This is a genomic window from Halalkalibacter lacteus, from assembly GCF_036663595.1.
In the GTDB taxonomy this organism is placed as follows: Bacteria; Bacillota; Bacilli; order Bacillales; family Bacillaceae_D; genus Halalkalibacter; species Halalkalibacter lacteus.
The window spans coordinates 1-25,167 of sequence record NZ_JAWRVL010000009.1 but is presented as its reverse complement, the minus strand read 5'-3'; the positions used below and the strand labels follow the sequence as shown (position 1 = coordinate 25,167).

Annotated in this window: 25 protein-coding genes and 1 tRNA gene; 10 read left to right on the top strand and 16 right to left on the bottom strand. The window is 37.7% G+C overall.

Features of this window, described 5'->3' with window-relative positions; all coding sequences use genetic code 11:
* Positions 1-69 precede the first annotated feature (69 nt).
* Positions 70-1,965, bottom strand: coding sequence for a PrkA family serine protein kinase (locus tag SAZ04_RS08445; RefSeq protein WP_332693973.1), 1,896 nt, complete (start codon positions 1,963-1,965; stop codon positions 70-72).
* A 359-nt stretch (positions 1,966-2,324) separates the two neighbouring features.
* Between SAZ04_RS08445 and SAZ04_RS08440 the strand changes: the two genes are divergently transcribed.
* A complete protein-coding gene (locus tag SAZ04_RS08440; RefSeq protein ID WP_332693970.1) occupies positions 2,325-4,184 on the top strand; it encodes a transglycosylase domain-containing protein in 1,860 nt (619 codons plus the stop codon).
* 208 nt (positions 4,185-4,392) lie between these two features.
* Here SAZ04_RS08440 and SAZ04_RS08435 read toward each other — a convergent pair whose 3' ends face one another.
* The 5 genes from SAZ04_RS08435 to queG all read right to left on the bottom strand — a co-directional run bounded on the left by SAZ04_RS08435 (position 4,393) and on the right by queG (position 8,613).
* Positions 4,393-4,950 (bottom strand): DUF5366 family protein, encoded by a 558-nt coding sequence (locus SAZ04_RS08435; protein WP_332693967.1) that lies wholly within the window; start codon positions 4,948-4,950, stop codon positions 4,393-4,395.
* A 324-nt stretch (positions 4,951-5,274) separates the two neighbouring features.
* Positions 5,275-5,748: a tRNA (uridine(34)/cytosine(34)/5-carboxymethylaminomethyluridine(34)-2'-O)-methyltransferase TrmL gene (gene trmL / locus SAZ04_RS08430; RefSeq protein WP_332693962.1), complete on the bottom strand. Its 474-nt coding sequence runs from the start codon at positions 5,746-5,748 to the stop codon at positions 5,275-5,277.
* Positions 5,749-5,867: 119 nt separating this feature from the next.
* The gene (locus tag SAZ04_RS08425; protein ID WP_332693960.1) at positions 5,868-6,749 is read right to left on the bottom strand and encodes an amidase domain-containing protein; all 882 of its coding nucleotides are present in this window, start codon (positions 6,747-6,749) and stop codon (positions 5,868-5,870) included.
* A 123-nt stretch (positions 6,750-6,872) separates the two neighbouring features.
* The gene (locus SAZ04_RS08420; RefSeq protein WP_332693957.1) at positions 6,873-7,403 is read right to left on the bottom strand and encodes a methylated-DNA--[protein]-cysteine S-methyltransferase; all 531 of its coding nucleotides are present in this window, start codon (positions 7,401-7,403) and stop codon (positions 6,873-6,875) included.
* 70 nt (positions 7,404-7,473) lie between these two features.
* Entirely contained in the window at positions 7,474-8,613 is a 1,140-nt protein-coding gene (gene queG / locus SAZ04_RS08415) for a tRNA epoxyqueuosine(34) reductase QueG (protein WP_332693954.1), read from the bottom strand.
* 77 nt (positions 8,614-8,690) lie between these two features.
* Here queG and SAZ04_RS08410 point away from each other — a divergent pair, with 77 nt between their 5' ends.
* Together SAZ04_RS08410 and SAZ04_RS08405 are read left to right on the top strand one after the other, a co-directional pair.
* Positions 8,691-9,362, top strand: a complete 672-nt coding sequence (locus tag SAZ04_RS08410) for a B3/B4 domain-containing protein (protein ID WP_332693950.1) — start codon at positions 8,691-8,693, stop codon at positions 9,360-9,362.
* 75 nt (positions 9,363-9,437) lie between these two features.
* Positions 9,438-9,878 (top strand): Dps family protein, encoded by a 441-nt coding sequence (locus SAZ04_RS08405; protein ID WP_332693948.1) that lies wholly within the window; start codon positions 9,438-9,440, stop codon positions 9,876-9,878.
* 54 nt (positions 9,879-9,932) lie between these two features.
* Here the strand turns inward: SAZ04_RS08405 and SAZ04_RS08400 are convergent, their stop codons facing one another.
* The 3 genes from SAZ04_RS08400 to SAZ04_RS08390 form a co-directional block, all read right to left on the bottom strand.
* Positions 9,933-10,541, bottom strand: a complete 609-nt coding sequence (locus SAZ04_RS08400) for a DUF3298 and DUF4163 domain-containing protein (protein ID WP_332693945.1) — start codon at positions 10,539-10,541, stop codon at positions 9,933-9,935.
* A 112-nt stretch (positions 10,542-10,653) separates the two neighbouring features.
* The gene (locus tag SAZ04_RS08395) at positions 10,654-11,160 is read right to left on the bottom strand and encodes a ferritin (RefSeq protein ID WP_332693942.1); all 507 of its coding nucleotides are present in this window, start codon (positions 11,158-11,160) and stop codon (positions 10,654-10,656) included.
* 427 nt (positions 11,161-11,587) lie between these two features.
* Positions 11,588-13,948 (bottom strand): FdhF/YdeP family oxidoreductase, encoded by a 2,361-nt coding sequence (locus SAZ04_RS08390; protein WP_332693939.1) that lies wholly within the window; start codon positions 13,946-13,948, stop codon positions 11,588-11,590.
* Positions 13,949-14,347: 399 nt separating this feature from the next.
* Between SAZ04_RS08390 and fdhD the strand changes: the two genes are divergently transcribed.
* Positions 14,348-15,139 (top strand): formate dehydrogenase accessory sulfurtransferase FdhD, encoded by a 792-nt coding sequence (fdhD, locus tag SAZ04_RS08385; protein WP_332693936.1) that lies wholly within the window; start codon positions 14,348-14,350, stop codon positions 15,137-15,139.
* A gap of 57 nt (positions 15,140-15,196) precedes the next feature.
* Positions 15,197-15,427 carry a hypothetical protein gene (locus SAZ04_RS08380; RefSeq protein ID WP_332693933.1) on the top strand — a complete coding sequence of 77 codons (231 nt, stop codon included), beginning with the start codon at positions 15,197-15,199 and terminating at the stop codon, positions 15,425-15,427.
* A 151-nt stretch (positions 15,428-15,578) separates the two neighbouring features.
* Here the strand turns inward: SAZ04_RS08380 and moaD are convergent, their stop codons facing one another.
* The 5 genes from moaD to moaA all read right to left on the bottom strand — a co-directional run bounded on the left by moaD (position 15,579) and on the right by moaA (position 19,152).
* Positions 15,579-15,812 carry a molybdopterin converting factor subunit 1 gene (gene moaD / locus SAZ04_RS08375; RefSeq protein WP_332693931.1) on the bottom strand — a complete coding sequence of 78 codons (234 nt, stop codon included), beginning with the start codon at positions 15,810-15,812 and terminating at the stop codon, positions 15,579-15,581.
* The gene (locus SAZ04_RS08370) at positions 15,805-16,278 is read right to left on the bottom strand and encodes a molybdenum cofactor biosynthesis protein MoaE (RefSeq protein WP_431308979.1); all 474 of its coding nucleotides are present in this window, start codon (positions 16,276-16,278) and stop codon (positions 15,805-15,807) included. The genes moaD and SAZ04_RS08370 overlap by 8 nt, the downstream gene beginning before the upstream one ends.
* The gene (mobB, locus tag SAZ04_RS08365) at positions 16,262-16,798 is read right to left on the bottom strand and encodes a molybdopterin-guanine dinucleotide biosynthesis protein B (RefSeq protein ID WP_332693926.1); all 537 of its coding nucleotides are present in this window, start codon (positions 16,796-16,798) and stop codon (positions 16,262-16,264) included. The genes SAZ04_RS08370 and mobB overlap by 17 nt, the downstream gene beginning before the upstream one ends.
* Positions 16,762-18,042, bottom strand: a complete 1,281-nt coding sequence (locus SAZ04_RS08360; RefSeq protein ID WP_332693923.1) for a molybdopterin molybdotransferase MoeA — start codon at positions 18,040-18,042, stop codon at positions 16,762-16,764. The genes mobB and SAZ04_RS08360 overlap by 37 nt, the downstream gene beginning before the upstream one ends.
* A 93-nt stretch (positions 18,043-18,135) precedes the next feature.
* Complete coding sequence (gene moaA / locus SAZ04_RS08355) at positions 18,136-19,152, bottom strand: GTP 3',8-cyclase MoaA (RefSeq protein WP_332693920.1); 1,017 nt, start codon at positions 19,150-19,152, stop codon at positions 18,136-18,138.
* A gap of 133 nt (positions 19,153-19,285) precedes the next feature.
* Here moaA and SAZ04_RS08350 point away from each other — a divergent pair, with 133 nt between their 5' ends.
* Genes SAZ04_RS08350 through moaC form a run of 3 tightly spaced genes read left to right on the top strand, consistent with a single transcriptional unit; the run spans position 19,286 to position 20,852 of the window.
* Positions 19,286-19,780 carry a MogA/MoaB family molybdenum cofactor biosynthesis protein gene (locus SAZ04_RS08350; protein ID WP_332693917.1) on the top strand — a complete coding sequence of 165 codons (495 nt, stop codon included), beginning with the start codon at positions 19,286-19,288 and terminating at the stop codon, positions 19,778-19,780.
* On the top strand, positions 19,777-20,370 hold the full coding sequence (mobA, locus tag SAZ04_RS08345; protein WP_332693914.1) for a molybdenum cofactor guanylyltransferase: 594 nt from the start codon (positions 19,777-19,779) through the stop codon (positions 20,368-20,370). Before SAZ04_RS08350 ends, mobA begins: the two co-directional genes overlap by 4 nt.
* A complete protein-coding gene (gene moaC / locus SAZ04_RS08340; protein ID WP_332693911.1) occupies positions 20,367-20,852 on the top strand; it encodes a cyclic pyranopterin monophosphate synthase MoaC in 486 nt (161 codons plus the stop codon). Before mobA ends, moaC begins: the two co-directional genes overlap by 4 nt.
* A 307-nt stretch (positions 20,853-21,159) precedes the next feature.
* Here moaC and SAZ04_RS08335 read toward each other — a convergent pair whose 3' ends face one another.
* Positions 21,160-22,674, bottom strand: coding sequence for a bifunctional metallophosphatase/5'-nucleotidase (locus SAZ04_RS08335; protein ID WP_332693908.1), 1,515 nt, complete (start codon positions 22,672-22,674; stop codon positions 21,160-21,162).
* Between the two features lie 222 nt (positions 22,675-22,896).
* On the opposite strand from SAZ04_RS08335, the gene SAZ04_RS08330 reads away from it, so the two are divergent.
* Positions 22,897-23,112: a hypothetical protein gene (locus SAZ04_RS08330; protein ID WP_332693905.1), complete on the top strand. Its 216-nt coding sequence runs from the start codon at positions 22,897-22,899 to the stop codon at positions 23,110-23,112.
* 472 nt (positions 23,113-23,584) lie between these two features.
* Positions 23,585-23,914, top strand: a complete 330-nt coding sequence (locus tag SAZ04_RS08325) for a hypothetical protein (RefSeq protein ID WP_332693902.1) — start codon at positions 23,585-23,587, stop codon at positions 23,912-23,914.
* 1,088 nt (positions 23,915-25,002) lie between these two features.
* Here SAZ04_RS08325 and SAZ04_RS08315 read toward each other — a convergent pair.
* A tRNA-Leu gene (locus tag SAZ04_RS08315) sits at positions 25,003-25,084 on the bottom strand.
* Positions 25,085-25,167: the final 83 nt, after the last annotated feature.

Sequence of the window (25,167 nt, the reverse complement as noted above, 5' to 3'; positions counted from 1 at the left end):
GCGTCTGACTTAAAAAAGGCAGCGGTTCTGTTCATTGCTTCTAAGAAAAAGACCGCTTTGCAGTTTTTCTTATCTATTTAAGAGACTTCCTACATACCGAAGAAGTTCATTAGCCGATACTGAATTATATCCATGTTCATCAATTAATCTAGCAATGACTTCATTGACTTTCTTGAGTTGCGACTCATCTGGAGTTTTTGAGGACGTTGTAATTTTCACAATATCCTTTAGATCAGCAAATAGCTTCTTTTGAATCGCTTCACGTAAACGTTCATGAGAATTATAATCAAACTTCTTTCCTTTACGTGCATATGCAGAGATTCGAATTAAGATCTCTTCACGGAACGCTTTTTTAGCGTTTTCTGAAATCCCTATCTGCTCCTCAATGGAACGCATAAGTTTTTCATCTGGTGTCATCTCCTCACCAGTTAGAGGATCACGAAGCTTATTTTTGTTGCAATATGCTTCAACATTATCAAGATAGTTATCCATTAACGTCTTAGCAGATTCATCATATGAATAAACAAAAGCTTTCTGTACTTCTTTCTTTGCAATCGAATCATATTCTTTTCGTGCAATCGAAATAAAGTCCATGTAACGTTCACGATCATCTTTTGAGATAGAAGCATGTTCGCTTAACCCTTCTTTAATCGAACGCAAGACATCAAGCGCATTAATCGATGTTAACTGTTTACGTATGATTGCAGAAGAAATACGGTTAATTACGTAACGCGGATCAATCCCGCTCATGCCCTCATCTGGGTCTTCATTTTTCAATTCTACTACATCTTGAGAATTAAACCCTTCAACACTCTCTCCGTCATAAAGACGCATTTTCTTCAGTAGATCTACTCCCTGTTTTGCAGGCTCTTTCAAGCGCGTTAAAATGGTAAAGATAGCTGCCACTTTTAATGCATGTGGTGCAATATGAACATTGGGAAGATCACTATCTTGAATCATTTTCTTATAGATTCTCTCTTCTTCACTCACTTTTAAGTTGTATGGAACTTTCATGACAATAATACGTGAGTGCAAGGCTTCATTCTTTTTATTGGAGATAAATGATTTATATTCAGATTCATTTGTATGGGCTACAATGAGCTCATCAGCACTAATTAAAGCAAATCTACCAGCTTTAAAGTTTCCTTCTTGTGTAAGAGAAAGCAAATGCCATAGAAATTTCTCATCGCATTTCAACATTTCTTGAAACTCCATCATCCCTCGGTTTGCTTTGTTTAATTCCCCATCAAATCGGTACGCTCTAGGATCTGACTCCGAACCATATTCAGCAATTGTCGAGAAATCAATACTTCCTGTTAAATCGGCAATGTCTTGTGACTTTGGATCTGATGGACTAAATGTCCCAATCCCAGTACGTTTATCTTCTGAGAAGAAAATTCTTTCTACTAACACATCTTCAATTCGACCACCATACTCTTCTTCCACACGCATCATATTTAATGGCGATAGATTGCCTTCAATTTTAATGCCATATTCATCTTGGAAATCCTTGCGCAAGTGATTAGGAATTAAATGAAGTGGATCCTCATGCATTGGACAGCCTTTAATAGCAAAAACAGCCCCATTATCCGTTTTTGAGTATTGTTCTAATCCCCTCTTTAACATCGTTACTAAAGTTGATTTCCCCCCGCTAACAGGACCCATTAACAATAATATTCTCTTTCTTACATCGAGCCTTTTCGCAGCTGAGTGAAAATATTCCTCAACTAGTTTTTCAAGTGATTCTTCTACACCATACAGTTGATCCTTGAAAAAGGAATATTCCTTGTTCCCGTTCACTTCCTCCACCCCAGCATCTTTAATCATATTATAAACACGGGAGTGAGCGGTTTGTGCAACCAGGGGTTTCTCTTTCAACATTTCCAAATAGTCAGCAAAAGTTCCTTCCCATTTCAAACGTTCTTCTTCTTCTCTGAAATTTTCGATTTTTTTTAGTATCGTCATTTACTGTACCTCCATCCTCGTGTTCAAGAGCGAGATTAGTAAAACATATGCAAAACAGGAAGTGAACATGCATCCGATTTCTATTTTCTTCTTTTAGAAATTGTTACAAAAGGTCCTTTCCTCCTTTTGTAACAACCTTTAAGCAATGAAAGTAGCAAATAATGATTGCCATGGTTCTCCCCTACTTAGTGACGGTTTCACTTAGAACTTTTCTAGCTAAGGAGCCATTGCACAATTCTTTTTTGAAACACACTTTTGCTAACTCTTTTTAAAATCGCTTCCCTGCTGTTTCCATCACCACAAAAACAAATTTGGTGGTACAATAACAAATGAATAAACTGAAATGAGTGTGTGTATCTATGTTAAGATCAAGTACCGGTTGGATTTTTATCATTTTCACCTTCATTGCTTTTACGTTTTTATTAATGGAGGTTACAGCAGAAGTACAAGAAGTTAGAACGTTATCAGAGGTTTTAAACGAGCGTGTAGATTTAGAGGAAATAGTAGTTTCGAAAAATAGTATGATTTACGACCGTAACGGTGACGTAGTCAGTGAAGTTTTTCGCGATGCGAATCGTATTTATTTACCCTATGAAGAGATTCCAACTGTCATCATTGATGCGTTTATTGCAACAGAAGACCAACGTTTTTATGAACATAAGGGCTATGATGCAATTGGCATTGCACGCGCACTTTTGCAAAATGCTAGACAAGATAGCATCGGAGAAGGTGGAAGTACGATGACACAACAACTCGTACGAAACCTCTTTTTAACGCATGACCAAACATATAACCGTAAGATGAGTGAAATTTTATACGCTCATGAGCTCGAAAAAAACTACTCAAAAGAAGAAATAATTGAACTTTATATAAATACCATTTACTTTAGCAACGGATTGTATGGAATCGAGGCTGCCAGTCGTTACTACTTTAATAAACCAAGCGAGAGACTGACAATTGCTGAAGCAGCATTTTTAAGTGCCGTTCCAAATAACCCTAGCCATTATGATCCATTAAAAAACAGTGAACAAACGAAGCTCCGACAAGAGTGGATTTTAAACAAAATGTTAGAATCCTCCTACGTAACAGAAGAGCAATTTGAACAAGCACTAGAAGAACCGATTACGTTAAACGTGAAACAGAAATCTGATCTATATCCAGACTACGTTACCTATATCCACCACGAATTTACAGAATTAGTAGCTGAAAGTGAAGGATTTAACGAAAAGTTAGTTCAAGCCACATCAGATGAAGCGAGGTCAAGCATTGAACAATCTTTACAAGAGAGAGTGCGTCAATTACTGTCTTCCGGAATCCACATTGAAACATCTCTCGATCCTTTTTTACAGAATTTAGCAGTTAAAGCTATTCATAGACAAGTACCTGACTCAGATGTGCAAGCTTCTGCAGTCATTCTCAATCACACTAACAACGAGATCGTAGCTATTACTGGTGGAAAAGGTCATAATAAGTTTGATTTTCATAGGGGTTTTCAAAGCCCTAGGCAACCAGGCTCTGCCATTAAACCATTGCTTGTATATGCACCGTACCTTGAAGAGTTCGATCTCTCTACTCAAAGTACGATAAATGCTGATAATGTCTGTTTTGGTGAATATTGTCCCCGGAACTATGGTGGCAGTCAGTACGGAATGGTTTCTTTAACAACAGCGTTGAAACATTCTTATAATACTCCTGCTGTTCGCATCTTGGATCAGGTTGGAGTGGACACAGCATTTCAATATGTAGAGAAATTCTCATTTTCTTCTTTAGATTCAAGAGATTATCGTTTACCATCAGCTCTTGGCGGATTAACGTATGGGGTGACGCCACTAGAACTAACGAGCGCTTATACAACTTTTGCAAATGATGGCACATATAGTCCGTCTTATGGTATCCGCAACGTTACTGATCAAGATGGAACTATTCTTTATAGTTGGGAAAAGAATCAAGTTGACGTATGGAGTAAAGGAACTAATGACCAAATGCGTTCCCTCTTATCAGAAGTAATGAAAGGCGGTACTGCTAGAAGGGCTCAAGTATCAGCACCCTATTCAGGAGGAAAAACAGGCACAACCAATAATTATTATGATTTATGGTTTGTTGGACTAACGGATGAATATACAACAGGTGTATGGGTAGGAAGAGACAAGCAATCAAGTATTGCTCACCTCAATGACAAAGCTCCACATTTACTCATTTGGCAGGAATTGATGAAATAAGAAAGACGGCTGCGCCGTCTTTCTTATTTGCAATGAGTAGAGCTTTTTTTAAAAAGTGTAACGACAAGTAGGTAACAGTAGTCCGACGCGCAACGTGTGGAGCCATTGCCACCCTTGAGTAGTATTTCATACTTCATTGAATTCACTCAATTTTTACATTTCTAAAAAACCAAAAGGACCTGCCAAAACCGGGCAGGTTCTTTTGATTTTAAAGTGGTAAGCTTGCCATGAAGCTGTTGTAGAGCTTGACGAGGGCAAGTACAATAGCTAATAGAAATGCACTCCAAAAGATCACCTGGAAAAGGATAAGGCCGATTAACCCTGAGAGGCTAAACGTTGTCCTTACTTTATAAACTAGAAATACAAAATAACTTAAACTCGCAACAAGAAATAGCACGACAACGAACAAAATGTATTGAGCTAAGAGAATTGTTAGGACACTCGCAACTAAATAAATCCAAGTGCCTATTCTAACTTTATTTAATTCATTTCCTTCTTCATCTTTTGAGAAGAAGAGCATGGAAAGCTCAATCGTTGTATCAGCTATTAACTTTAACGCTGAGAACACCATAAAGAAAAATAATAGCAATAAAAAAAGTAAAGTCAGCTTGATTTCACTTTCGGAAATAAATTCTCTCATCCCACTATAAATACCTAAGTCGACTAATTTCCCAAGAATAAACCCTTGAACAAAAATAGCAAAAGCGAGACTGAACAATAATATTGATATAAGTGGGAAATGACTTGTAATATACCGATTTGACAACTTAAACGTCTCCTATCTCTTCAACGATAACGTTTTATTTCTTTCTACATTCACGTAACTTTCATTTCTTTCTTACTCAGTTTGTTTTATAATGGGATTATGCTTTGACAAGGAGGAATAAATATGGGTACTTTGCTCATCCTTGGTGTTAGTATTGTTTTCTTTGTTGCTATTTTCACAGCAGGTTACGAAGACAATCCACACAAGAACTAATTAAGAGCCTCTTTTATTACTTAAAAATCGACCATTCTCTCCGGAGGTGGTCGATTTTTTCTCCATTGCTTCAATGGTTGTCCCAAGAAGTTCCCTTTTTTGATCAACCTTTTAAGTTAAACCTGGAAATCTTTGTTGACGGATTGCTTCATAAATCACAATAGCTGCCGTATTTGATAAATTAAGTGAACGAATCTTATCTGTTTGTGGAATCCGAAAACATTGCTCTACATTCTTTTCAATAATTTCTTGTGGCAAACCTGTTGTTTCCCTACCAAAAACAAAAAAATGATCGATTTCATTATTTGAGTAATCAAAATCACTATAGTTTTTCGTTCCGACAGTCTCTATAAAATAAAAAGCACCTTCGCTATACGTTTCAAATAACTCATCAATGGAGTCATAATAATGAATAGCTACACTTGGCCAGTAATCGCAACCAGCTCGCTTTAGCATCTTATCGTCTGTCGAGAAGCCGAGTGGACGAATTAAATGCAGCGTTGTGTTAGTTCCGGCACATGTTCTAGCTATATTACCAGTATTGGCTGGAATCTCTGGCTGATAAAGCACGATATGTAATCCCACGTGCACACACCTCTATTTCTTATTAATTCTACGACAAAAATCATTATACCACCTACTTTTAAAAGAAGAAACGTTAAAAGAGGATGACCATAATTAGACATCCCCTTTAAACAAACTCTTTATAGTACAATATGAAAAAATTTATACTTAATATTTGGAGTATATGCCGTTGAGTCCTCGTACTTCCAATAACGCATTCGGCTGTTGGCTGTTTGTGCATTAACTAGTGGTTCACCATTTGCATCTTTGGCGACTACAATCGTTGTATGTTGCCACGTGCCATCTCCATCAAAGTCATAGCAAATAACATCACCTGGCTCCAGGTCTGATGCGCTCTCCATCTCTTCGCCTCGCAAGCCACTTTGCGCACCACTCAAATACCAACGCATAGCGTTCGCCACTGACCAGCTGTAACTCCAATTATTGGAGCGAAACCACCAACCTTTCGAACGATCATGATGCCCTGTCATTTGTGCTCCACCTGCATGTAAACATTGAGAAATAAAATTCGTACAATTATTGGTAAACTTCCGGTATACTGGATTGTAGTCGTCCCACCACCTTTCGGCATACCGCACCGCCTCTCGTCTATTGTAAGCACGTATACTTCTGTTACTCTCTATATCTTTCATACTTAATTCAATTGTAGCACCTCGTTCTATCTCTTTGGGCTCACAAATCATATCATCAACTAGTGCTCCTTTTAGGAAAATGGCTCTCCTGTTCTCAACCTCTTCTTCGATGTACAATTGATCTTTAAGATGAATTAAGTATTCACTTCGCTGGCGATAATCGATATACTGCTGATTCCTAAAGGTGGACGTACGCATAACATCGCCTACAACAAATGAACGGACAATTTCAGCTCCTCTAGCTTTATGCATGTTCAATTTTTTTTCAACTGATGAATCTACCTTATTCTCTCCTCTTTGATCTTGAACAAACTGACCGTTTCTTTCTTCAATACGTTGATGCAATTTCTTTACAATTTTTTCATCCATTCTACATTCTCCTTTCTCCTATATCAACATATGCCAATCAGCTTGTATGACATGAAATAATAAGAAAGAGAGCATCCAAAAAGGTAAAACACAACCCTTTGGACACTCTCTTAAGTTATTCCCTTAGGAAATTTTTTCAATTGCCCCTTCTAAACTTAGAAGGATCTCTTTTTTATCTAATCCTCCGCCATATCCTACCATACTCCCATTACTTCCAATCACACGATGGCACGGAATAATGATAGGAATCGGATTTTGGTTATTAGCTCCACCAATTGCTCGAACCGCTTTTGGAGCTCCTATCTTTTGTGCTATTTCTTTATAAGACTTTGTTTCTCCATATTCAATCTCTTTCAACGTATTCCACACTTTTTTCTGAAATTCAGTTCCACATAAATCAAGTGGAACATCAAACATGCTTCTTTCTCCAGAAAAATAATCTTCTAACTGTTTACAAATTGGCTGCAACGTATCTTTACAACGAATCACTTCACCTTTTCGTCCTTGCTTTTTTAACCAAGCTTTTAATGAAGCCATACACTTAGTTAATTCTCCAAAATGAATGTGACAAACGCCTTTTTCAGTTGCAACGACGGTAAGAGTGCCTAGGGGACTATTCATTTCATCGACATAATGGGTTAAATGCGTTGTCATATAATCCCTTCCTTCCGATTGTCCAATCTTTTCCTTATCTTACATGACAGAAACAAGATTCGCTCATTTCTCAATCCTTGTTTTTAAGTAAATCCAGTCCTTTATCGATCTCTCGAAGAACTTTCGCGTCTGTTTCTGTATTTTTCACTTGAATCAGTAGGTTTTCCTCTTCTTTACTCCCAATTACTCCAATCGCCCAAGCTGCTGTCCCTCTAATAACCGGTCGTGGATCTTTCCTTAAAAGAGTTATTAACTCTGGTAATGCCTTTTGATCTTTAAAGTGTGCTAACGCTATAATTGCATTGCGTTGAATAGGCTTTTTTCCTCGCCAAGAGCCAGACACATGACTAAATCGCTCTTTAAATTCACGATTACTCATCGTCAAAAGTGGAATTAATTTTGGTTTCGCGATCTCTGGATCAGGTTCCATTTCTAAATGATTATGGAAGTCTTTCCCTTTATTTTCTGGACAAACTTGTTGGCACGTATCACAGCCATATAATCGATTCCCTAGCTTTTTTCGATACTGATCAGGAAGAAAATCCTTTGTCTGTGTTAAAAAAGCTATACATTTTGAAGAGTCTAATTGTCCCCCTTGGATTAAAGCACCAGTTGGGCAAGCATCCACACACTTGTTGCACGTTCCACACTGTTCAGTTACTTTGCTATCTGGTTCAAAAGAGATCGTAGTTACCAGTTCTCCTAAGTAAACATAACTTCCAAATTCAGGCGTAATGATCGCGCAATTCTTCCCACTCCAACCTATCCCCGCGCGTTCAGCCACAGCCCGATCCGATAGTTCCCCAGTGTCGACCATTGAAATCGTTCTAGCTTCTGGTACTCTCTCCTGTAAAAACTGTTCTAAATTCTTAAGTCGATCTCGCAAAACATCGTGATAATCCTTTCCCCATGATGCCCGACAGAAGATCCCTCTTCGTTCTTCGCGGGTGTTTTTAGGAGGATTGGTCATCTTCGATGGATATGCAAGAGCAATCGAAATAATCGTTCTTGCTCCTTGTAACAACTTATCAGGTTGTACTCGCTTCTCTATATCAGGCTCCTCGAAACCAGACTGAAACCCTAGTTCTTGTTGAGTAAGAAGCCGATCTTTTAATTGTAAAAATGGGTCTGCTGAGGCAAAACCAATTTTATCGACTCCTATTGTTTTACTGTATGCAATGAGCTCATCTTTTAATTGGGCTAGTGTCATGGTCGATCACCTTTCTTCTTTCTTTTCCTACTTATGTGCTACAATAAAATGACAGATTATAACAGGAGGATCTAACGATGGTCAATATATTAATTGATAAATCCATTTCATCTCGTGTGCCTGCATTTAAAGTAGGGGTTATCCTCTACCATGATATCGTGATTAGTGATTCACCTCAAATGTTAAAAGGCAGATTACAATTTTTTCAAGAAACGTTAAGAGTTGAATTAGAATCGAAGGAATTGACCGATTATAAAGGGATTTCTGAGTGGCGCCAAACATTTAAATCTCTTCAAATGAATCCCGGAAGATACCGGCCATCTCATGAGGCTCTATTTTGCCGTGTGAAAAAGGGACACCCTCTACCACTTGTGCAGTCTGCGGTTGACTTAAATACGTTCTTCTCATTAGAATATGTGATCCCGCTAGGTATTTACGATTTAGCTTCATTAACAGGTGATATTACCTTCAGACTTGGTCAAGAAAACGAGTCATATGAAGGGGTGAATGGACGTGTAAATGATATGAGCGGTAAGCTAGTAAGTGCAGATTATCAAGGTGCTTTTGGCAGTCCTATTGTCGATTCCATTAGGTCAAACGTGACAACTAATACAACTTCAGCTCTCCACCTATACTACATACGTCCTTCTATGAACACAGAAGAAGCGAATGAGCTAATCAAAGCGGCAGGAACGATGTTTACACAAATCCATGGTGGAAGTTTTATCCATAAAGTTGTCACTTCTTAAAAGAAAAATTTAGTTTATAATATTGGTGAATTGGGAAATAGTAAACTGCAGATAATCCAAGGAGGTCACCACATTATGAGTCAAGATAAAGTATCGTTAATCTTAAATAAGCAAATAGCTAACTGGAGTGTTTTGTTTACTAAATTACACAATTACCATTGGTATGTAAAAGGGCCTGCATTTTTCACACTTCATGATAAGTTTGAAGAATTGTATAACGAGGCAGCAACTCATATTGACGAATTAGCAGAACGTCTTCTTGCTTTAAAAGGTCACCCTGTTGCAACAATGAAAGAATTTCTTGAAACAGCATCAGTAAAAGAAGCAAGCGGGAACCAGGATGCAGAATCAATGGTAGGTGAACTTGTCGAAGATTTCACTACTTTAATAGATGAGTTAAAAGAAGGAATGGAAGCGGCTGATTCTCTTGGTGACGAAACAACAGCAGATATGTTACTTGCCATTCACCAATCCCTAGAGAAACACAACTGGATGTTACGGTCTTTTCTTAAATAATTAAAACAGAGGTTGATCAAAAAGGGGAAAAGCATCCCTTTTTGATCAACCTCTTTAATACATCATCCGACCAAACGGACCGTCCTCAATCACGATATCTTGAACATCATATACTGAAATCGGAAAATAAGGGAACCCATATACATAGGGGAGCAATTCGTACAGTTGAAAATAGATGATCAGAGCTTTGTCGGCAATATAATAATATTGATTTGGTGCTATTCCTGTAAAATCCGATAATAAAGGCAGATCGCGTGACGTAATTTGCTCTTTTATTAACTCATTTAGTCGTTGTTGATAATGACTATTTGGTTTAAACAGTTCCTTTAATGAATAGACTTGACCTGTTTTCACATCCATCGTTAAGGAACGTTGAATCGTTATTCCATGAGCCCCTCCAGAGAAAGAGTAATGACTATTGGTTAAACTAACTATATCCCTCTGATTGTTTTTCATCTCAAAACCACCAGTAATCGTCGTTTGCAGATTTTCCTCGTAACCTTGCTTTCGAATCATCATCTTCACTTGCTTCATAATTCGTGCATTCAAGTGTTGCTCAATTTGAGGATTTTCAAGACCTGCCAACTCAGGGTAATATATATCTAAACGAGGTTGAATAATATGACGTGAGATAATACCAACCGGTAATTGTGTTGTATTCATCTTTATCCTCCTCTCATAAAGATGTATATGATCATCCCTCTCTGTTTAGTTTCAATTAGTGAAAAAAAGAGGATGAAAACGTAATAGACACGCCTTCACCCTCTTTTCATCTTTATTCTCCCTCAGGAGTGAAGCTCCTTTTAGCAAATTCTTCATCTAACATAAAGAATGCATTGCTGTCATCTTTAATCCGTTTCAACTTTTGAATAATGCTATCAAACATGTCTTCTTCTTCCACTTGTTCTTCAATGAACCATTTTAAGAAAGACATCGTAGCATGTTCCCGGTCATCTAAAGCCAAATCTGATAAATGGTAGATTCTCTTCGTCACTTCTTTCTCTTGTTCTAATGCTTTTTCAAATGCATTTAGAACCGACGAGAACGTATTGTTAGGCTCATCTACTGACTTGATCGTTGCTCTTTCTCCAAGTGCATTAATAAAGTTGTAAAACTTCATTGCATGAAACCGTTCTTCCTCTGCTTGAACGAGAAAAAAGTTAGCAAATCCATCTAAACTTTCTTCTGAACAATAAGCAGCCATTGCCAAATAAGAATGCGCTGCATAAAATTCAAAATTCATTTGTTCATTTAAAGCATTCAACAACTTTTCTTTAACCATAGAAATTCCTCACTTTCTGTACATCCATATTATAGCATTCCCTTATTTACGATGTCTTGAAATAACTATTTCTATTCTTTGTATCGGTGCAAAGCAATATTTCCTTTTCGTTGTTTTTTCTCCTCCAAAATTCGACGGTTATTTTATTCCCCTTATGATAGATAATGAAACATTTGGAGGCGATTACAATAATTAGACGACTAAATGCCAATGACTATACGTGTTGCATCAGATTAGTAAAAGAACGTCCAGCTGAAAATTTATTTATTATTGAGTAACCTACTGAAACAACCACGCTTGATATAACAACAAAAAAGAAGAGACAAAAATCAATGTGATTTACGTCTCCATTTATTGCGATGATTAGAATTTTCTCCCTCTGTTCCGAAGCCGTTAGTCTCTTTACACTCTCTTTTCTTTGAACTACTTAGCCTTCACCTGTCATTTCTAAGTCATCAATTCGTTTTTCTACATAGCGCATGTCTTTTCGGGCATTAAAACGCTCTGTTTTCTCCATTTTAACAGCGACATTATAACTTGGTATTTTTGCTAATTTCTCATATACCCCCTTAGGAAGTAAGAAGTTTCCTTCTGGGAAATGCATTTCTAAATTTCCACGTGCAATATCTACGAATTTAGCGTTTCCTGTAAACACACCATGTTGGTTGTAGACGACAACCGACTCACGTTCTGTAATACAAAGATCCTTAGCATCATCTGAATTCATAAGTACATCATACCGGCTAGCCTCATTAAATGGATCATGCTCACTGTAAACCATGGAGTTAAATTGCTTTCCGCGTCTAGTCGTCACATAGAAATCTCCAGCTACTTTGTTTAGATCTGGTATATCAACCGGAATTAAGTTGCCTTTGCCATCAGGAGTTGGACAAATCCCATCCTCACATAACCAGGCTCCACCCCACTGGAACACATCGCCTTGTGTTTTCAAATATTGTACACCATCATAGTTCGGATTTGCTAATGCAATTTCATCACGAATTGCTTGGCCATCTTTAAAATCTACTAAGTGAGCTTCCTTGGGGTTCACACGTTTTGCAAGATCAATATAAATTTCCCATTCTGAACGAGCTTCTTCAACGATTTGCTTATTGCCTTCAATTTGTGGAGAAAAATAAACCATCCGCTCAGTAGATGTTGATGTTCCACCACCATCTTGCTCATATCGCGTTTTTGCAGGAAGAACAATAACAGCTTCTTTCGCATCAACAAGTGTCGATGTATTGAAAATTATATCTTGATGGACACGAATCTCGAGTTCAGATAACGCTTTTTCGATAAAGGTAGGATCTGGCATCGTTTCAAGGAAGTTCCCACCAGATAAATAGTACATTTTAATTTTACGCTCATGATTATCTGGCAATAAGCAATTTTCAAGAGTTACCCCTAGTACGTCCCCTTGCCACTTCGGAATGTCAAAGTTCCAAATCTTCTCCATTCGCTCGATATTATTCGGTTCAAAATCTCCTCCAGGAAGGACAAATGGATCTGCTCCCATTTCACCACTCCCTTGTACACTTGAGTGACCACGAATTGGCATCACACCACAGTTTTCTCTTCCTAAGAAACCGCGAAGCAATGCTAGATTCGCAACTTGAGAGATATTATCAGAGGCAAAAGTATGCATCGTTAGGCCTAGTGACCAAATAAATACACCTGATTTACTATGGGCTAGTAACTCAGCTAACTCCCCAATTCTTTCTTTTGATACACCAGCAGACTCAATAATTGCATCCCAAGATTGCTCTTGAACTTTTGCTTTTAAATCCCTATAGCCGTTTACATGCTCTTGAACAAAGTTATGATCAACTGCTGATCCAGGCTTAATTTCCTCCATTTCAAACCAGTGCTTCATAATTCCGTGCATAAAGGCAATGTCTCCACCAATGTTGACTTGGTAGAAATCATCCGCAAGCTTTGTCCCAAATAAAGCTGACTCTCCAACAGAAGGAATCCAATATTTCTCCATTGCTGGTTCACGATATGGATTAATACAAATAATTTTCGTTCCTTTGCGTTTCGCTGCATACATATACTTTGTTGAAACAGGCTGGTTATTTGCTGCCACAGAACCCCAAAAGATAATGACATCTGAACCAATCCAGTCTTTGTAGTTACAGCTTGATGCCCCAATCCCCACTGAGCGCTTCAAGGCCGTTTTAGACGGTGAGTGACAAATACGAGATGCATTATCTATATTATTTGTTCCTAAAAATCTTGCAACCTTTGCCGCTACATAATACGATTCGTTCGTAATTCCTCTTGATGTTAAGAAAAATCCGTAATTTTTTGAATCTAACTTCTTCATTTTATTTGAAATCATTTCCATTGCTTGATCCCATTCAATACGTGAAAATTTTCTTTCTCCAGGTCTACGAATTAATGGATAGGGAACACGTCCTAATTCACGTAATTCTGCACTTGAATATTTCCGTAACTCAGCTATATCAGCGTGAACCATTTCTTCTTTCATCGCAGGCATTGTGTTAAGACGTAATACATTCAACCTGGTCGTACAGACGTGCGGACCAGCTAATGTTTGATCATACAAGCCAGAAACCCCTAACGCACATCCATCACAAACACCTTTTGTAATGATGTTTTTTGCATAATTTAAATTATCTTTATTATCCCAAACGACCTTCATCGTATCGCGAATATGCTTCGGCTTTACTTTCCCTAAACCAAATGGAACTTTACTTGCCCAAAGTTTAGGAGAGGGTGTACTAGGTAACTTAATCGGTCCCGTGTGTTTTGTTTTACCCATGTTGTTCACTCCCTTAATCTTACTATCTAATAGTTATGATTTAACTTATAAAAAAACCACCGTTCTTCCTCAAATATTGAGATCATAACAGTGGTTAAGTCTTCTGCATGGTTGCTACTAAGTGCCATACCAATTATTTCATTGATCTCCCGCCCTAAAGGTAAACGCTTACAATAAAGCAACATTGAAAATCGACAACAGGTTCGCCATCTCCATTCTTAAAAGTCGCAAAATTATGAATACAACTAAATACTACCTTGTTTTAACTTACTTTTCAATATGTTAGGTCGGTAAAGGACTTGAGTTTTGCTATTTCGTTACACTTGTCACTCGTAATAGAATGTGTTTATATGATAAGCATTAGAGAAACTTGATCAATTCAAAAAAAGGGGGACCAATATGACAGAACCTTTAAGTTCTATAAAATCCATCGTCAAATACAACAAAAACAAATTCACTATGCTATATGATGAAGTTGCAATTGAGTTTCCATTAACTATTTATATAAATCAAGAGGAGTTCGCCACAATGGTTTGTAGTCCAAGAGACCTTGAAGAAATGGTGATTGGTTTTTTAGCGTCAGAAGGAGTTATTCGCTTTAAAAAAGAGATTAAACAATTGACCCTAGATCCTGACCGTGGTTTCGCTTATGTAGAATTATATACAAAAGAGATAAAAAACCAGCAATATTTTTCGAAAAGATTTATTGGTTCCTGTTGCGGGAAAAGCAGACAGTTTTATTTCCAAAATGATGTTCGAACAGCAAAAACATCCATGATTACATCAACAATAACGGCTGAACAATGCATTCACTTAATGAAAAAAATGCAAGAAACAAGCCTTGTGTTTATAAATACTGGTGGCGTTCACAATGCAGCGCTTTGTACTTCTAATGAATTGATAGTTAGTCGTTCCGATATTGGTAGGCACAACGCCCTAGATAAGCTTTATGGGTACTCATTATTAAACGGTATACCCGTTAAAGATAAAGTTCTCGTATTTAGTGGACGTATTTCGTCTGAAATTATAACAAAAGCAGCCAAAATCGGTGTTGGAATCGTTTTGTCCAAATCAGCCCCTACTGATCTAGCAATTCAATTAGCTGAAGATTTGAATATTACAGCAGTTGGTTTTATACGTGGATCTTCATTTAATATTTACTCAAAACCTGAGAGAATCATCCTAGAATAGCCAAACGGCATTCATTTTATACTATAATAAAAGTAGTCAATTTCAAGGAGGTATACCATGAGCTCATGTAAATTAGATCATCCAGTAGAGGACGTAGTAAACAAATTAGAATCTCAAAAATCATTCCTATCAGCAAACATTTATTCAAAATGCCAACAGTTCCTTGAAAACAGTCCTACCCAACTAGAATTAAATGAACTATTCCACCTGCTAAAAAAATATGATTTGGCTTCTGAAGAAGAACAGCTAAGTCGCAATGAAAAATTAAGTGAACTCGTAAGTAAATAAAACAAGTAAGGTCCAATCAATGGAAGACTTATTATAAGTTTAAAAACTGAACTTATTACAGGCATAGCAGCAAGAAAAAAGCACACCATTCATTTTGATTGGTGTGCCTCTAAAGAGAAATGATATATCCTATCTTCATGAAATGAAAACCTTACCCCCCACTAACAGGAGGAATAAAAGCAACCGTATCGCCGTCTTTGACCCGTTCTTCTTCTGTAGCATAGCTTTCATTTATCGCGATCATTGTATTCGAAAGCGATGATAGTTTGTATTCTTGTAGTAACCATTCTTTCAATTCAGTAACGGTTGATCCAGCTTTATCAACTTCAATTTGGTCAACCCCGGCCTCTTCTTGGAGTTCAGCAAATAACAATATTTTAATCATCTGTTTCCTCCCCTATTTCAGGCTTTCCTTTTGGATAAGAAGTCGTTTCAAGTTGATCACCAATCCATTTTGTCCCGTCTTCCCAAAATTCTTTTTTCCAAATCGGAACAATTTGCTTGATTCTCTCCATTGCATATTCATTTGCCTCATAGGCTGCTTTTCGATGGGGAGTTGAAACACTAATGATGACGGCTATTTCTGATATATCTAAGATCCCTACTCTATGAGTAATGGCAATCATAGTTCCTGGCCATTTTTCCTCAACTTCTTTTCCAATTTGTTCTAGCATTTTAATCGCCATCGGTTTATATGCCTGATATTCCAACTTAAGCGTTCGCTTCCCGTGGGTTAACTCTCTTACCGTTCCGATGAAGGTGGCAATTGCACCACAGTCTCTTCTCGTAACTTTTGCTACCATTTCCTCGATTGATAATGGTGTGTCTTGTATATCAAATAGATGTTTCATATTCATCACTCAATTTCTGTAAAATAAATTCAACGTAACTAGATGAATCCTCCAGATCAAAAATAGGGAATTCTACCTCTGTAACTGATAAGGGCTTCCATGTAATGGCACATAGAATATTAGTTACCTCATGTAAAAGAACAACATCTTTTTCCCCTCGTAATAAGACAACTTTTGGATACTGTTCTTTTTTATATCCTTCTACAAAAATAAGATCTGGAGAAAAATGTTCATATAGTTTTAGCAGTTTTTCAAGAGACCATGATTGGTTTTTACTATGTATTTGCAAAGAGCCTCCACCCTCTACAGCTGTAATTGTTGCTCCTGCCTGTTGGTGACGCTGACTATCTTTTACCCTAATCTCGTTTTTTTGTGCAACCTGATGACCATGGTGTTTAATCGACGCAACATGCAGTCCTTGATCAGCGCTTTTCGTAATCAATTTTTCCATCAACGTCGTCTTCCCGCTATTTTGATATCCTACTACCTGTAAGATGGGACAATATCGTTCCAAGGCCATTCACTTCCTTGATGATCTTCTAACAACAACACATCAACCGACATCCCTTTTTCATACCCTCTTGTTCCTCCAGGCAACAACAGGAAACAATCTGCTCCACCTAAAGAACTTACGATACCAGATTTATCAACACCTGAAGGAAAAACGACAAGCTGACTATCTACATAATCTAGTCTAGCTCGTACCAATCTCATAAATGGATTAGGCTTAGGGAAATCAATTCCTAGTGTTGCTTTAACTTTTTGAAGATGAGGATACTGATTGTATAGAGTACGACGTACCATTGGTCGGACAAATAGCTCAAATCCAACATAGCAAGCAGATGGATTGCCTGATAATCCATAGATCATTTTATCATCGCATTTTGCAACCGTCGTTACACTCCCTGGTCTCATCGCTACTTTGTTAAAGAAAACAGTGGCACCTAATTCCTTTAAAATAGTTGGAACATAATCATAATCGCCAACAGATACTCCACCTGTTGTAAGTAAGATATCAACTTGGGCCAACGCCTCTTTTGTTGCATTCAGACAAGCGTCAAAATCATCATCCAATTTACCAAAGTACTTAGCTTGCCCACCAGCTCTCTCTATTTGTGCCATAATCATATAAGCATTTGAATTGCGTATTTTCCCTGGTACAAGTGGCTCATCGACATTTAATAATTCGCTCCCTGTTGCAATTACACCAATAATTGGCTTTTTTGCGACTGGGACTTCATGATAACCAAATGTTGCGAGTAGCGCTACAATTCCAGGGTTGATTTGAGTCCCTTTTTTAACTAATACAGACCCTTTTTGCGTGTCCTCGCCTTGATATGAAATGTTATCCCCTTTTTTAAACATACGTTTAATTAAAATCTCTTTCTTACTTATTTCCTTTGTTAATTCAAGCATCACAACCGCATCGCAACCGTCTGGGATCGGAGCCCCTGTCATGATTCTTACCACTTGAAATGGTTCGACACCCTCGGTAAAGACAGATCCCGCTCCAATTTCCCCCACTACTTCAAAGCGCACAGGGTGATCTGAACTTGCTTCTCTTGTATCCTCAGAGCGAATAGCAAACCCATCGTATGGTGACCGATTAAAAGAAGGAACATCGTGAGACGCTAGTAAATCTTCCGCTAGAAATCTTCCGTATGCCTCTTCAATAGGGACCGTCTCCGTATTTGGATAAACATCATTATCAATTACTTTCCTAACAGCTTCTTCAACCGGGATTGGCTTTCGCTTTTCTACCATAGCTCTCACTCCGTTTTTTAATATTTCGACAATACTTATTCTATCATTCCATATAATAACGAAATAATGCAAGGGATAGCCCCTTGCATTATTCTACCCACCTATATATGACATTTCAATTTTTTTTCTATTCTTAACTGTCTCTTCGGTCCGTTCTTCTGAATACTTATCAACACGGTTACTCCAAATCCCCGTTATTTTCTTTTCGACTTCATCATCTGATGCACCCGATCGAATGAAATCACGTAAATCATACCCATCTTCAGCAAACAAACAAGTAAAAAGCTTTCCATCTGCTGATATTCTAGCACGAGTACAATTCCCACAAAACGTATCAGACACTGATGAGATAATTCCGATCTCTGTATTCGTCCCTTTGTATCGATACCTTGAAGCTACTTCTCCTAAATAATCTCTCTCAACTGCTTCAATTGGTGCAATGGCTGATACTTTTTCAAGTAGCTCCTTTTTCGTCACAACTTGAGAGAAGTCCCATCCATTTGTTTGTCCAACATCCATAAACTCAATAAACCGTAATGTGATGTTTTGTTCTTTGCAATACTTAGCTAATTTTACGACTTCTCCTTCATTTACACCTTTTCTCACAACCATGTTAATTTTCACTTGAAGTCCCGCTGCTCTTGCAGCCTCTATTCCCTTTAACACGACAGACGACGTCACTTTTCTTCCATTCATTTTTTGAAAAATATCTGTATCAAGTGCATCAAGACTAACATTCACACGTATAAGTCCAGCTTCTTTTAATGCTTTTGCCTGTTTTACTAAATGAACTCCATTCGTCGTTAAGGCAATATCTTCTATCCCAATAAGTGAGGATAACCTTTTTACTAGCTGCGGAACATTTTTCCTTAGCAAAGGTTCTCCACCTGTTAAACGTATTTTCTTTACTCCTAATTTTGTAAATTGCTTTACTAACCTTTCGATTTCATCAAATGAAAGCAATTCTTCTTCTCTCATAAACACATAATCTTCGCCGAAAACTTCTGCAGGCATACAGTAGGAACAGCGAAAATTACACTTGTCCATAATTGATATACGCAAATCTTGCAAAGGTCGCAAGTATTTATCGCTAACTGAGTTGATTTCCATGCATATTCCTCCTCTAAATTAATGAGTCCTTTCAAGTACATCGGCGAATGATTGGTTGTTACGTAAAAAACTGTTACTATTAGTAAGATATAATTAATCATTCTAACATAAAAAAAGAGGGTGAATGACTAGAATGCATAATTTAAATACTTCCAAAAGTGTTAATGTTGCTATCTTAACGATTTCTGACACGAGAAACAAAGAAGATGACCGTAGTGGGCAGACGATTGAGACGCTTTTGCAATCAAAAAACCATGCGATTCTTGAATACGAAATCGTTAAAGATGAGAAATCTATGATTCAGGATAAGATAAAGACATGGTCAGAACTAGCTGACATACAAGCAATTATTTTAAACGGAGGAACTGGTTTCTCCCCACGGGATATTACATATGAAGCTGTAGCTACTCTATTGGATAAACAAATGGATGGATTTGGCGAGCTTTTTCGAATGCTAAGTTATGAAGAGATCGGACCTAAAGCTTTATTTAGTAGAGCAGTTGCAGGAAGTAAAGGATCTACTGCCATTTATGCTTTACCTGGATCGACAAACGCTGTCCGATTAGCCATGGAGAAATTAATTTTACCTACTATGTCTCATTTTGCAGATGAATTAGTAAAAAAATGACGATCGCAGGAGTTGTCTTAGCTGGGGGAAAGTCATCGCGCTTCGGAAAGCCTAAAATGTTTGAGGAATATAATGATATCCCATTTTTTCAACATAGTGTTAACGCTCTAATTGACGCTGGTATAAAGTCAACCTATGTTATAACCAATAACGAGTTCTCAACGCAGTTTATTCAAACAAGTGCCAATATCCTAATAGAAACTAAGCCTCATAATGGTCCATTGTATGCGATAACTTTTGCAATGCATTCTATTCCTGATTATGAGTGGTTTTTCATTTTAGCGGCTGACATACCTTTTGTCACCTCAGCATTCATCACATCATTATTGGAACATACTAATACTCAATCAATTGATGCGATTATTCCCGTCACAGAAGAAAACGAACAACCATTGCTAGCGATCTATCACCGTCGTTGTTTGCCGTATGCCAACGAACTCCTCGTAAACAACAAAAGAAGTGTGCGACCACTACTAAAAGCAGTCAACACAAAATATGTTCACTATTCAAATGAATATAAAGACTTCACAAACATTAACTATGAGACAGACTGGAAACCTTATAAAGGAAAAGGAGAAGAAGAACTATGAGTAAATTTTCACATTGGAATGAAAAAGGACGACCAAAAATGGTTGATATTTCTCAAAAGGATAGTACAAAACGAACAGCTGTCGCCCAAAGTTCCATCTTGTTAAAACAAGAATTATATGATGCGATACAAAACGCCCAAATCAAAAAAGGTGATCCCCTTCAGGTTGCACAAATTGCTGGAATCATGGCTGCGAAAAAGACATCTGACATTATTCCAATGTGTCACCCTATTCAAATTACAGGGGTTGACTTTCATTTTGAATACAAAGAAGTGAACAATGCTTACGAACTGATTATTCAAGCTGAGGTTTCATGTAAAGGAAATACTGGAGTTGAGATGGAAGCTCTAACCGCGGTAACAGCTGCTGCCTTAACTTTTTATGATATGTGTAAAGCAGTTGATAAAAGCATGGTCATTAAAGAGACCTTTTTAGCAAAAAAAACAGGAGGGAAAAACGGCGATTATATTGCCGTGAAATAATTATAGGGGGCAAACCGCATGCCATCAAGTTAAACAAATTACAGTAGATTTTGGTCATTAAGAGATATCCTTCCTTTGATTTAATAAAGGGGGGATTTTCTTTTGAAACAATAGCATCAAGTTTTTGATTGGATAGTAAAAGAATTACATAAATACTTTTCTGAATAGCAAATTGAGGAAATTGCCCAAAAAAAAACAGCTACTTGGTCGATTAATCTGACTTGGAAATTCTCCTTCTAAAACGGTTCGTTTCCTTTCTAGTGGCCCTTGGGCGGACTTCAAAGATACCTACTTTCGCGTCATTTGTTTATTCAGCCATTCTAATCAAGATACGCCCTTCATCTTCATAATCAATAGAACCTTTTTCTTGCATAACTTGTTCAGCATAGATAATTAATGCATTTGCAAGATTTCCAGCTGCAGGTAACATGACCTTTCCTTCAAAGTGATAGCCGTCTCCCCCACTAGCAATATAACTATTCGTTATAACACGATACGTCTCATCTAAATCAATTACTTTATTATCAACCTCTAACTCAGCACCGACATACTGGCCCTTATCATTTGTAAAAATCGTGTAATGCAAGCCTGACGTTTGCAAATCAATTTGGTTACCTCGTTTAAAGGAAAATTCAATTACATCTTTAATTGCTTGACCTGTCATCTTAAATTCGACTGAATCATTTTGAAAAGGCTCTACCGTATAAATGTCACCACTCGTTATCTCCCCAGGTTCAATGCTATCACGGATTCCCCCATTATTCGTTAGGGCAATGTCCGCTCCTGTCATATGACGCATCGCATCTGTCCAAAAATTTCCTAATGGCACATCTCTTTCATTTCGCCCTGCCCGTGTCAGCCCTGTTTTAGTAACCCCAATCACTTTCTGTAATGTAGTAGCCATCTCATCAATGTATTGTTTTACCATGGTTTGAACCTTTTCATCTCTTTCTTGCAGTTCCTCCACAGATTGCAATATTCCATCAACGTTCACAACTTCTCGGGATTTACGATCGAAATCAATTGTAACATCTCCAATATATAATCCATTTGCTCCAGCTTGGGCAACAGCTGTCTGATTTACAGTTTCTGGTTTCTCTATTACCGTGTGTGAATGCCCACCGATGATGAGATCAAACAGATCAAATTGTTGAGCAATCATTCGATCTGCCTGAATTCCCACATGCGTTAACCCAATGAACACATCAACTTCATCTCGTAAGAATGTGTATTTCTCAATTGTTTCCTTAAGGTCTAGAAAATCCAACCCTTTAATGCCAGCCGGAGCTGTTGATGGAGGGGATTGTGTCAAACCAAGAACTCCCACAGTGATTTCTCCCATATCAAAAACTACATATGGCTTAGGCTGTTGAATCACATTTGTCTCGTCCATTACAATTGTATTAGCACTTAACCATGGAAAATCTGATAACTCTTCAGCAGCAGCTGTATACTCCTGCCCATAATCAAAATCGTGGTTCCCCATCGTAACTGCATCTAATTCAAGCTTATTTAATAACTCAATTATTGGAGTCCCTTGCTGAAGATCAACAACAGGGTCGCCACTAAACATATCTCCAGCATTTAGATGAAGAAAATAGTCATTTTTGTTTTTTTGAGAATCAATGTAGGAGGCAATATAGGGAAAGTCACCAATTGATGCATGTATATCATTTAAATGGAGAACTTTTAATGATAAAATCTCAACTTCATCCTCTTCAATTGCTTGTTCTGATTGGGAGACACAAGCAATGAGTAAAAGCAAGATCATCAATAATAGTCCAACTATTATAAAATTAAACTTGTGACTTTTTACTATCATCAGATACCCCCTTTAGAATTTTTTATTATTGTTTATATTCACCATTATGTATGTTTCACTATTCATTTTTTTAATATGTTCTTTTACTTATAAAAAACATATGGCATATTCAAAAAACAAGAGAAGCCACCTTAAGTAAAAACTCAGGTAAGGGAAAAATCCATTTTACTAGTAATATATTAAAGGTACAACTTTCATAATAAATAGGAAGGAAGTTGATTATTGGATAAATTTAAATATACAACTGCTCTTTTTTCAGCTCATGTCCTGTTCTGTATGATTATTATTACTTTCTTGATATTTATGACATTGTTAGTTTCTCCTTTACAAGGTTTCCCTAACAAATTTGTATTGTTAATCATTTGTTTTATTTCGTTCATAACAACGATTTATTTATTTACAAATATTGTTTATATTCATCCAACAAAAAACGACTGACTTTTAATCTCCCCTTGTACCTAACCCCCTAAGTGAAAAAAAGTTGCTCGTAAATTGAATGTGCCTGGCGACTGAAATTGCGCTCGATCGTCCTCCTTCACCGGACTAAAGCGGTCCGTGTATGTATATCGAATTTAAACATTTGATTAAAGTTAGCATTCACCATCACTAGAAACGTTGATTTATCGGTACCTTTCCGCAATAAAGGCGCGTAATGGGTATGACGGAAGGTATGAAGCGAACATCTAACGTTGGTAATACCAGCATTCTTACCGCAATCATAGATACAATATTACCGCGGTTATAGCATTTTTTGTAGTTATTTCGCGTAATGCACGTCAACTTTTCAAGTATTACCGCAGTAGTACAATCGAAGTATTTCGTATTACTACGGTTCTGCACGAACAATTAATACTATGGCGAGCTGTCTTCGAATAAGTTTTATAATAATAAAACCTACGGAGGCGATATAATGAGTGCTGTAAAAGTATTATTACCGAAGAAAGTCGCGATAGCTTTGGAGAGTGTGATAGGAGAACGCGGTAAAAGTTGGGCGCAGAATCTGCCCGCTGTCTCAAATGCTGCAAAGAGTAACCGAGATTTAAAAGTATTAGTCGATTACATCAAAGTTAACGAAAGTGGATACGAGACGCTACAAGCAGCGACCTATGTTGGATATAAAGTGGATGCCTCACCGGAAGAGAAGCTCTGTCTATATTATCACGAAGCAAACTCTTCCGAGCGAAAGGGCATCAAGGCTACGCTAGATATCTTAAATATCGCGGTAAAAGGGATCGATTGACTGCCGCCCGGCATGACGCATTAATTGAGCGAGTGAAGGCGTTGATTCCGTCTAGGCGGTTCGAGGGCGAATAAATACAAAAAGACCACTCATTTAGCGGTGGTCTTCATTCTTGTTTTATAGTTCTACTTGGAAATCAAGCGCTTTTCCTACGTCATTCCAGTCCGCGTCATGAGATGCGTTTATTAAAATACGGACCCACTCGATGTCTTCGGCGTTTGAGTTTTCAAGAATAAAGGATTCAGGTGTCGGAGCCACTACGCATAAAAGTCTGCGGAATGGTGTCTGATAGACAGATGGATTGCATCTTGACTTGCACCTCTTTTTCGCGGTAAAATGGCCTTAGGCGAGGAGTTCTTTACCGGTGAATGGCGAGTACATTCGTAGGTGGAGCGCTCTTTTTTTATGTCTTAATTTCGACTTCTTAACTGACATAAAGGGCTGAATTCTTTATGCCTTTCTTTTACTTCATCGCTAACTAAATTTACATACGTTCGAACCATGTCCATCGAAGAATGGCGTAGTATCTGCTGCAGCTCAAAATGTTTGCTCCGCCCTGTACGTACATTTTTGCAAAGGCGTGTGCGGATTCACCCTCCCCCGTAATGTTAGCTTGCTTTCCATAAGCTTTTAAGCGATGCTGTATCTGTCGCGCGAATGGCTCGTAATCTTGCATTAATGGTCGTTGTCTTTAACTTCTGTTCATTCGCCATATATCGGATCAAGTTATCCTCTTTATTCGTTGTCGTAATGTTTATCGGCGTTGTATCGATTTCTTGTATTTCGATATCTTCTTCTTAAACGTAAGGAGTTCTCTTTCCTAATAATTGTGAGTATCACTGCTTAGATTTTTCAGCTCAGCTCGCGCAGAAATACTTCTAACGCATCCCCACTTCGTAAAATTCAGCGGCAGTTATATGGTTATCTCTTCGCTTACTTTTTCGCATAAAAAAATTCGCTCCTTTCGACAGCGCACATGACTCATCGCGTACGATTATTAAGGACGAATCTAACGATATAAATACAAAAAACGCCTCCCGCGAAATGCGAAAAGCGTTGATATTAAAGTTATTATAGTAGCTTTTAAATACCGGTGGTCGGGGTCGAACCGACACTCCAGAAGGAACACGATTTTGAGTCGTGCGCGTCTGCCAATTCCGCCACACCGGCAAAATGATGGTGCGCCCTGAGAGATTCGAACTCCCGACCTTTTGATTCGTAGTCAAACACTCTATCCAGCTGAGCTAAGGGCG

Excerpts from the sequence above, each read along its gene's own strand:
- SAZ04_RS08445 (WP_332693973.1), bottom strand. The coding sequence starts at position 1,965 with ATGACGATACTAAAAAAAATCGAAAATTTCAGAGAAGAAGAAGAACGT.
- SAZ04_RS08440 (WP_332693970.1), top strand. The coding sequence starts at position 2,325 with ATGTTAAGATCAAGTACCGGTTGGATTTTTATCATTTTCACCTTCATT.
- SAZ04_RS08425 (WP_332693960.1), bottom strand. The coding sequence starts at position 6,749 with ATGGATGAAAAAATTGTAAAGAAATTGCATCAACGTATTGAAGAAAGA.
- SAZ04_RS08420 (WP_332693957.1), bottom strand. The coding sequence starts at position 7,403 with ATGACAACGCATTTAACCCATTATGTCGATGAAATGAATAGTCCCCTA.
- queG (WP_332693954.1), bottom strand. The coding sequence starts at position 8,613 with ATGACACTAGCCCAATTAAAAGATGAGCTCATTGCATACAGTAAAACA.
- SAZ04_RS08410 (WP_332693950.1), top strand. The coding sequence starts at position 8,691 with ATGGTCAATATATTAATTGATAAATCCATTTCATCTCGTGTGCCTGCA.
- SAZ04_RS08405 (WP_332693948.1), top strand. The coding sequence starts at position 9,438 with ATGAGTCAAGATAAAGTATCGTTAATCTTAAATAAGCAAATAGCTAAC.
- SAZ04_RS08400 (WP_332693945.1), bottom strand. The coding sequence starts at position 10,541 with ATGAATACAACACAATTACCGGTTGGTATTATCTCACGTCATATTATT.
- SAZ04_RS08395 (WP_332693942.1), bottom strand. The coding sequence starts at position 11,160 with ATGGTTAAAGAAAAGTTGTTGAATGCTTTAAATGAACAAATGAATTTT.
- SAZ04_RS08390 (WP_332693939.1), bottom strand. The coding sequence starts at position 13,948 with ATGGGTAAAACAAAACACACGGGACCGATTAAGTTACCTAGTACACCC.
- fdhD (WP_332693936.1), top strand. The coding sequence starts at position 14,348 with ATGACAGAACCTTTAAGTTCTATAAAATCCATCGTCAAATACAACAAA.
- SAZ04_RS08380 (WP_332693933.1), top strand. The coding sequence starts at position 15,197 with ATGAGCTCATGTAAATTAGATCATCCAGTAGAGGACGTAGTAAACAAA.
- moaD (WP_332693931.1), bottom strand. The coding sequence starts at position 15,812 with ATGATTAAAATATTGTTATTTGCTGAACTCCAAGAAGAGGCCGGGGTT.
- SAZ04_RS08370 (WP_431308979.1), bottom strand. The coding sequence starts at position 16,278 with ATGAAACATCTATTTGATATACAAGACACACCATTATCAATCGAGGAA.
- mobB (WP_332693926.1), bottom strand. The coding sequence starts at position 16,798 with ATGGCCTTGGAACGATATTGTCCCATCTTACAGGTAGTAGGATATCAA.
- SAZ04_RS08360 (WP_332693923.1), bottom strand. The coding sequence starts at position 18,042 with ATGGTAGAAAAGCGAAAGCCAATCCCGGTTGAAGAAGCTGTTAGGAAA.
- moaA (WP_332693920.1), bottom strand. The coding sequence starts at position 19,152 with ATGGAAATCAACTCAGTTAGCGATAAATACTTGCGACCTTTGCAAGAT.
- SAZ04_RS08350 (WP_332693917.1), top strand. The coding sequence starts at position 19,286 with ATGCATAATTTAAATACTTCCAAAAGTGTTAATGTTGCTATCTTAACG.
- mobA (WP_332693914.1), top strand. The coding sequence starts at position 19,777 with ATGACGATCGCAGGAGTTGTCTTAGCTGGGGGAAAGTCATCGCGCTTC.
- moaC (WP_332693911.1), top strand. The coding sequence starts at position 20,367 with ATGAGTAAATTTTCACATTGGAATGAAAAAGGACGACCAAAAATGGTT.
- SAZ04_RS08335 (WP_332693908.1), bottom strand. The coding sequence starts at position 22,674 with ATGATAGTAAAAAGTCACAAGTTTAATTTTATAATAGTTGGACTATTA.
- SAZ04_RS08325 (WP_332693902.1), top strand. The coding sequence starts at position 23,585 with ATGAGTGCTGTAAAAGTATTATTACCGAAGAAAGTCGCGATAGCTTTG.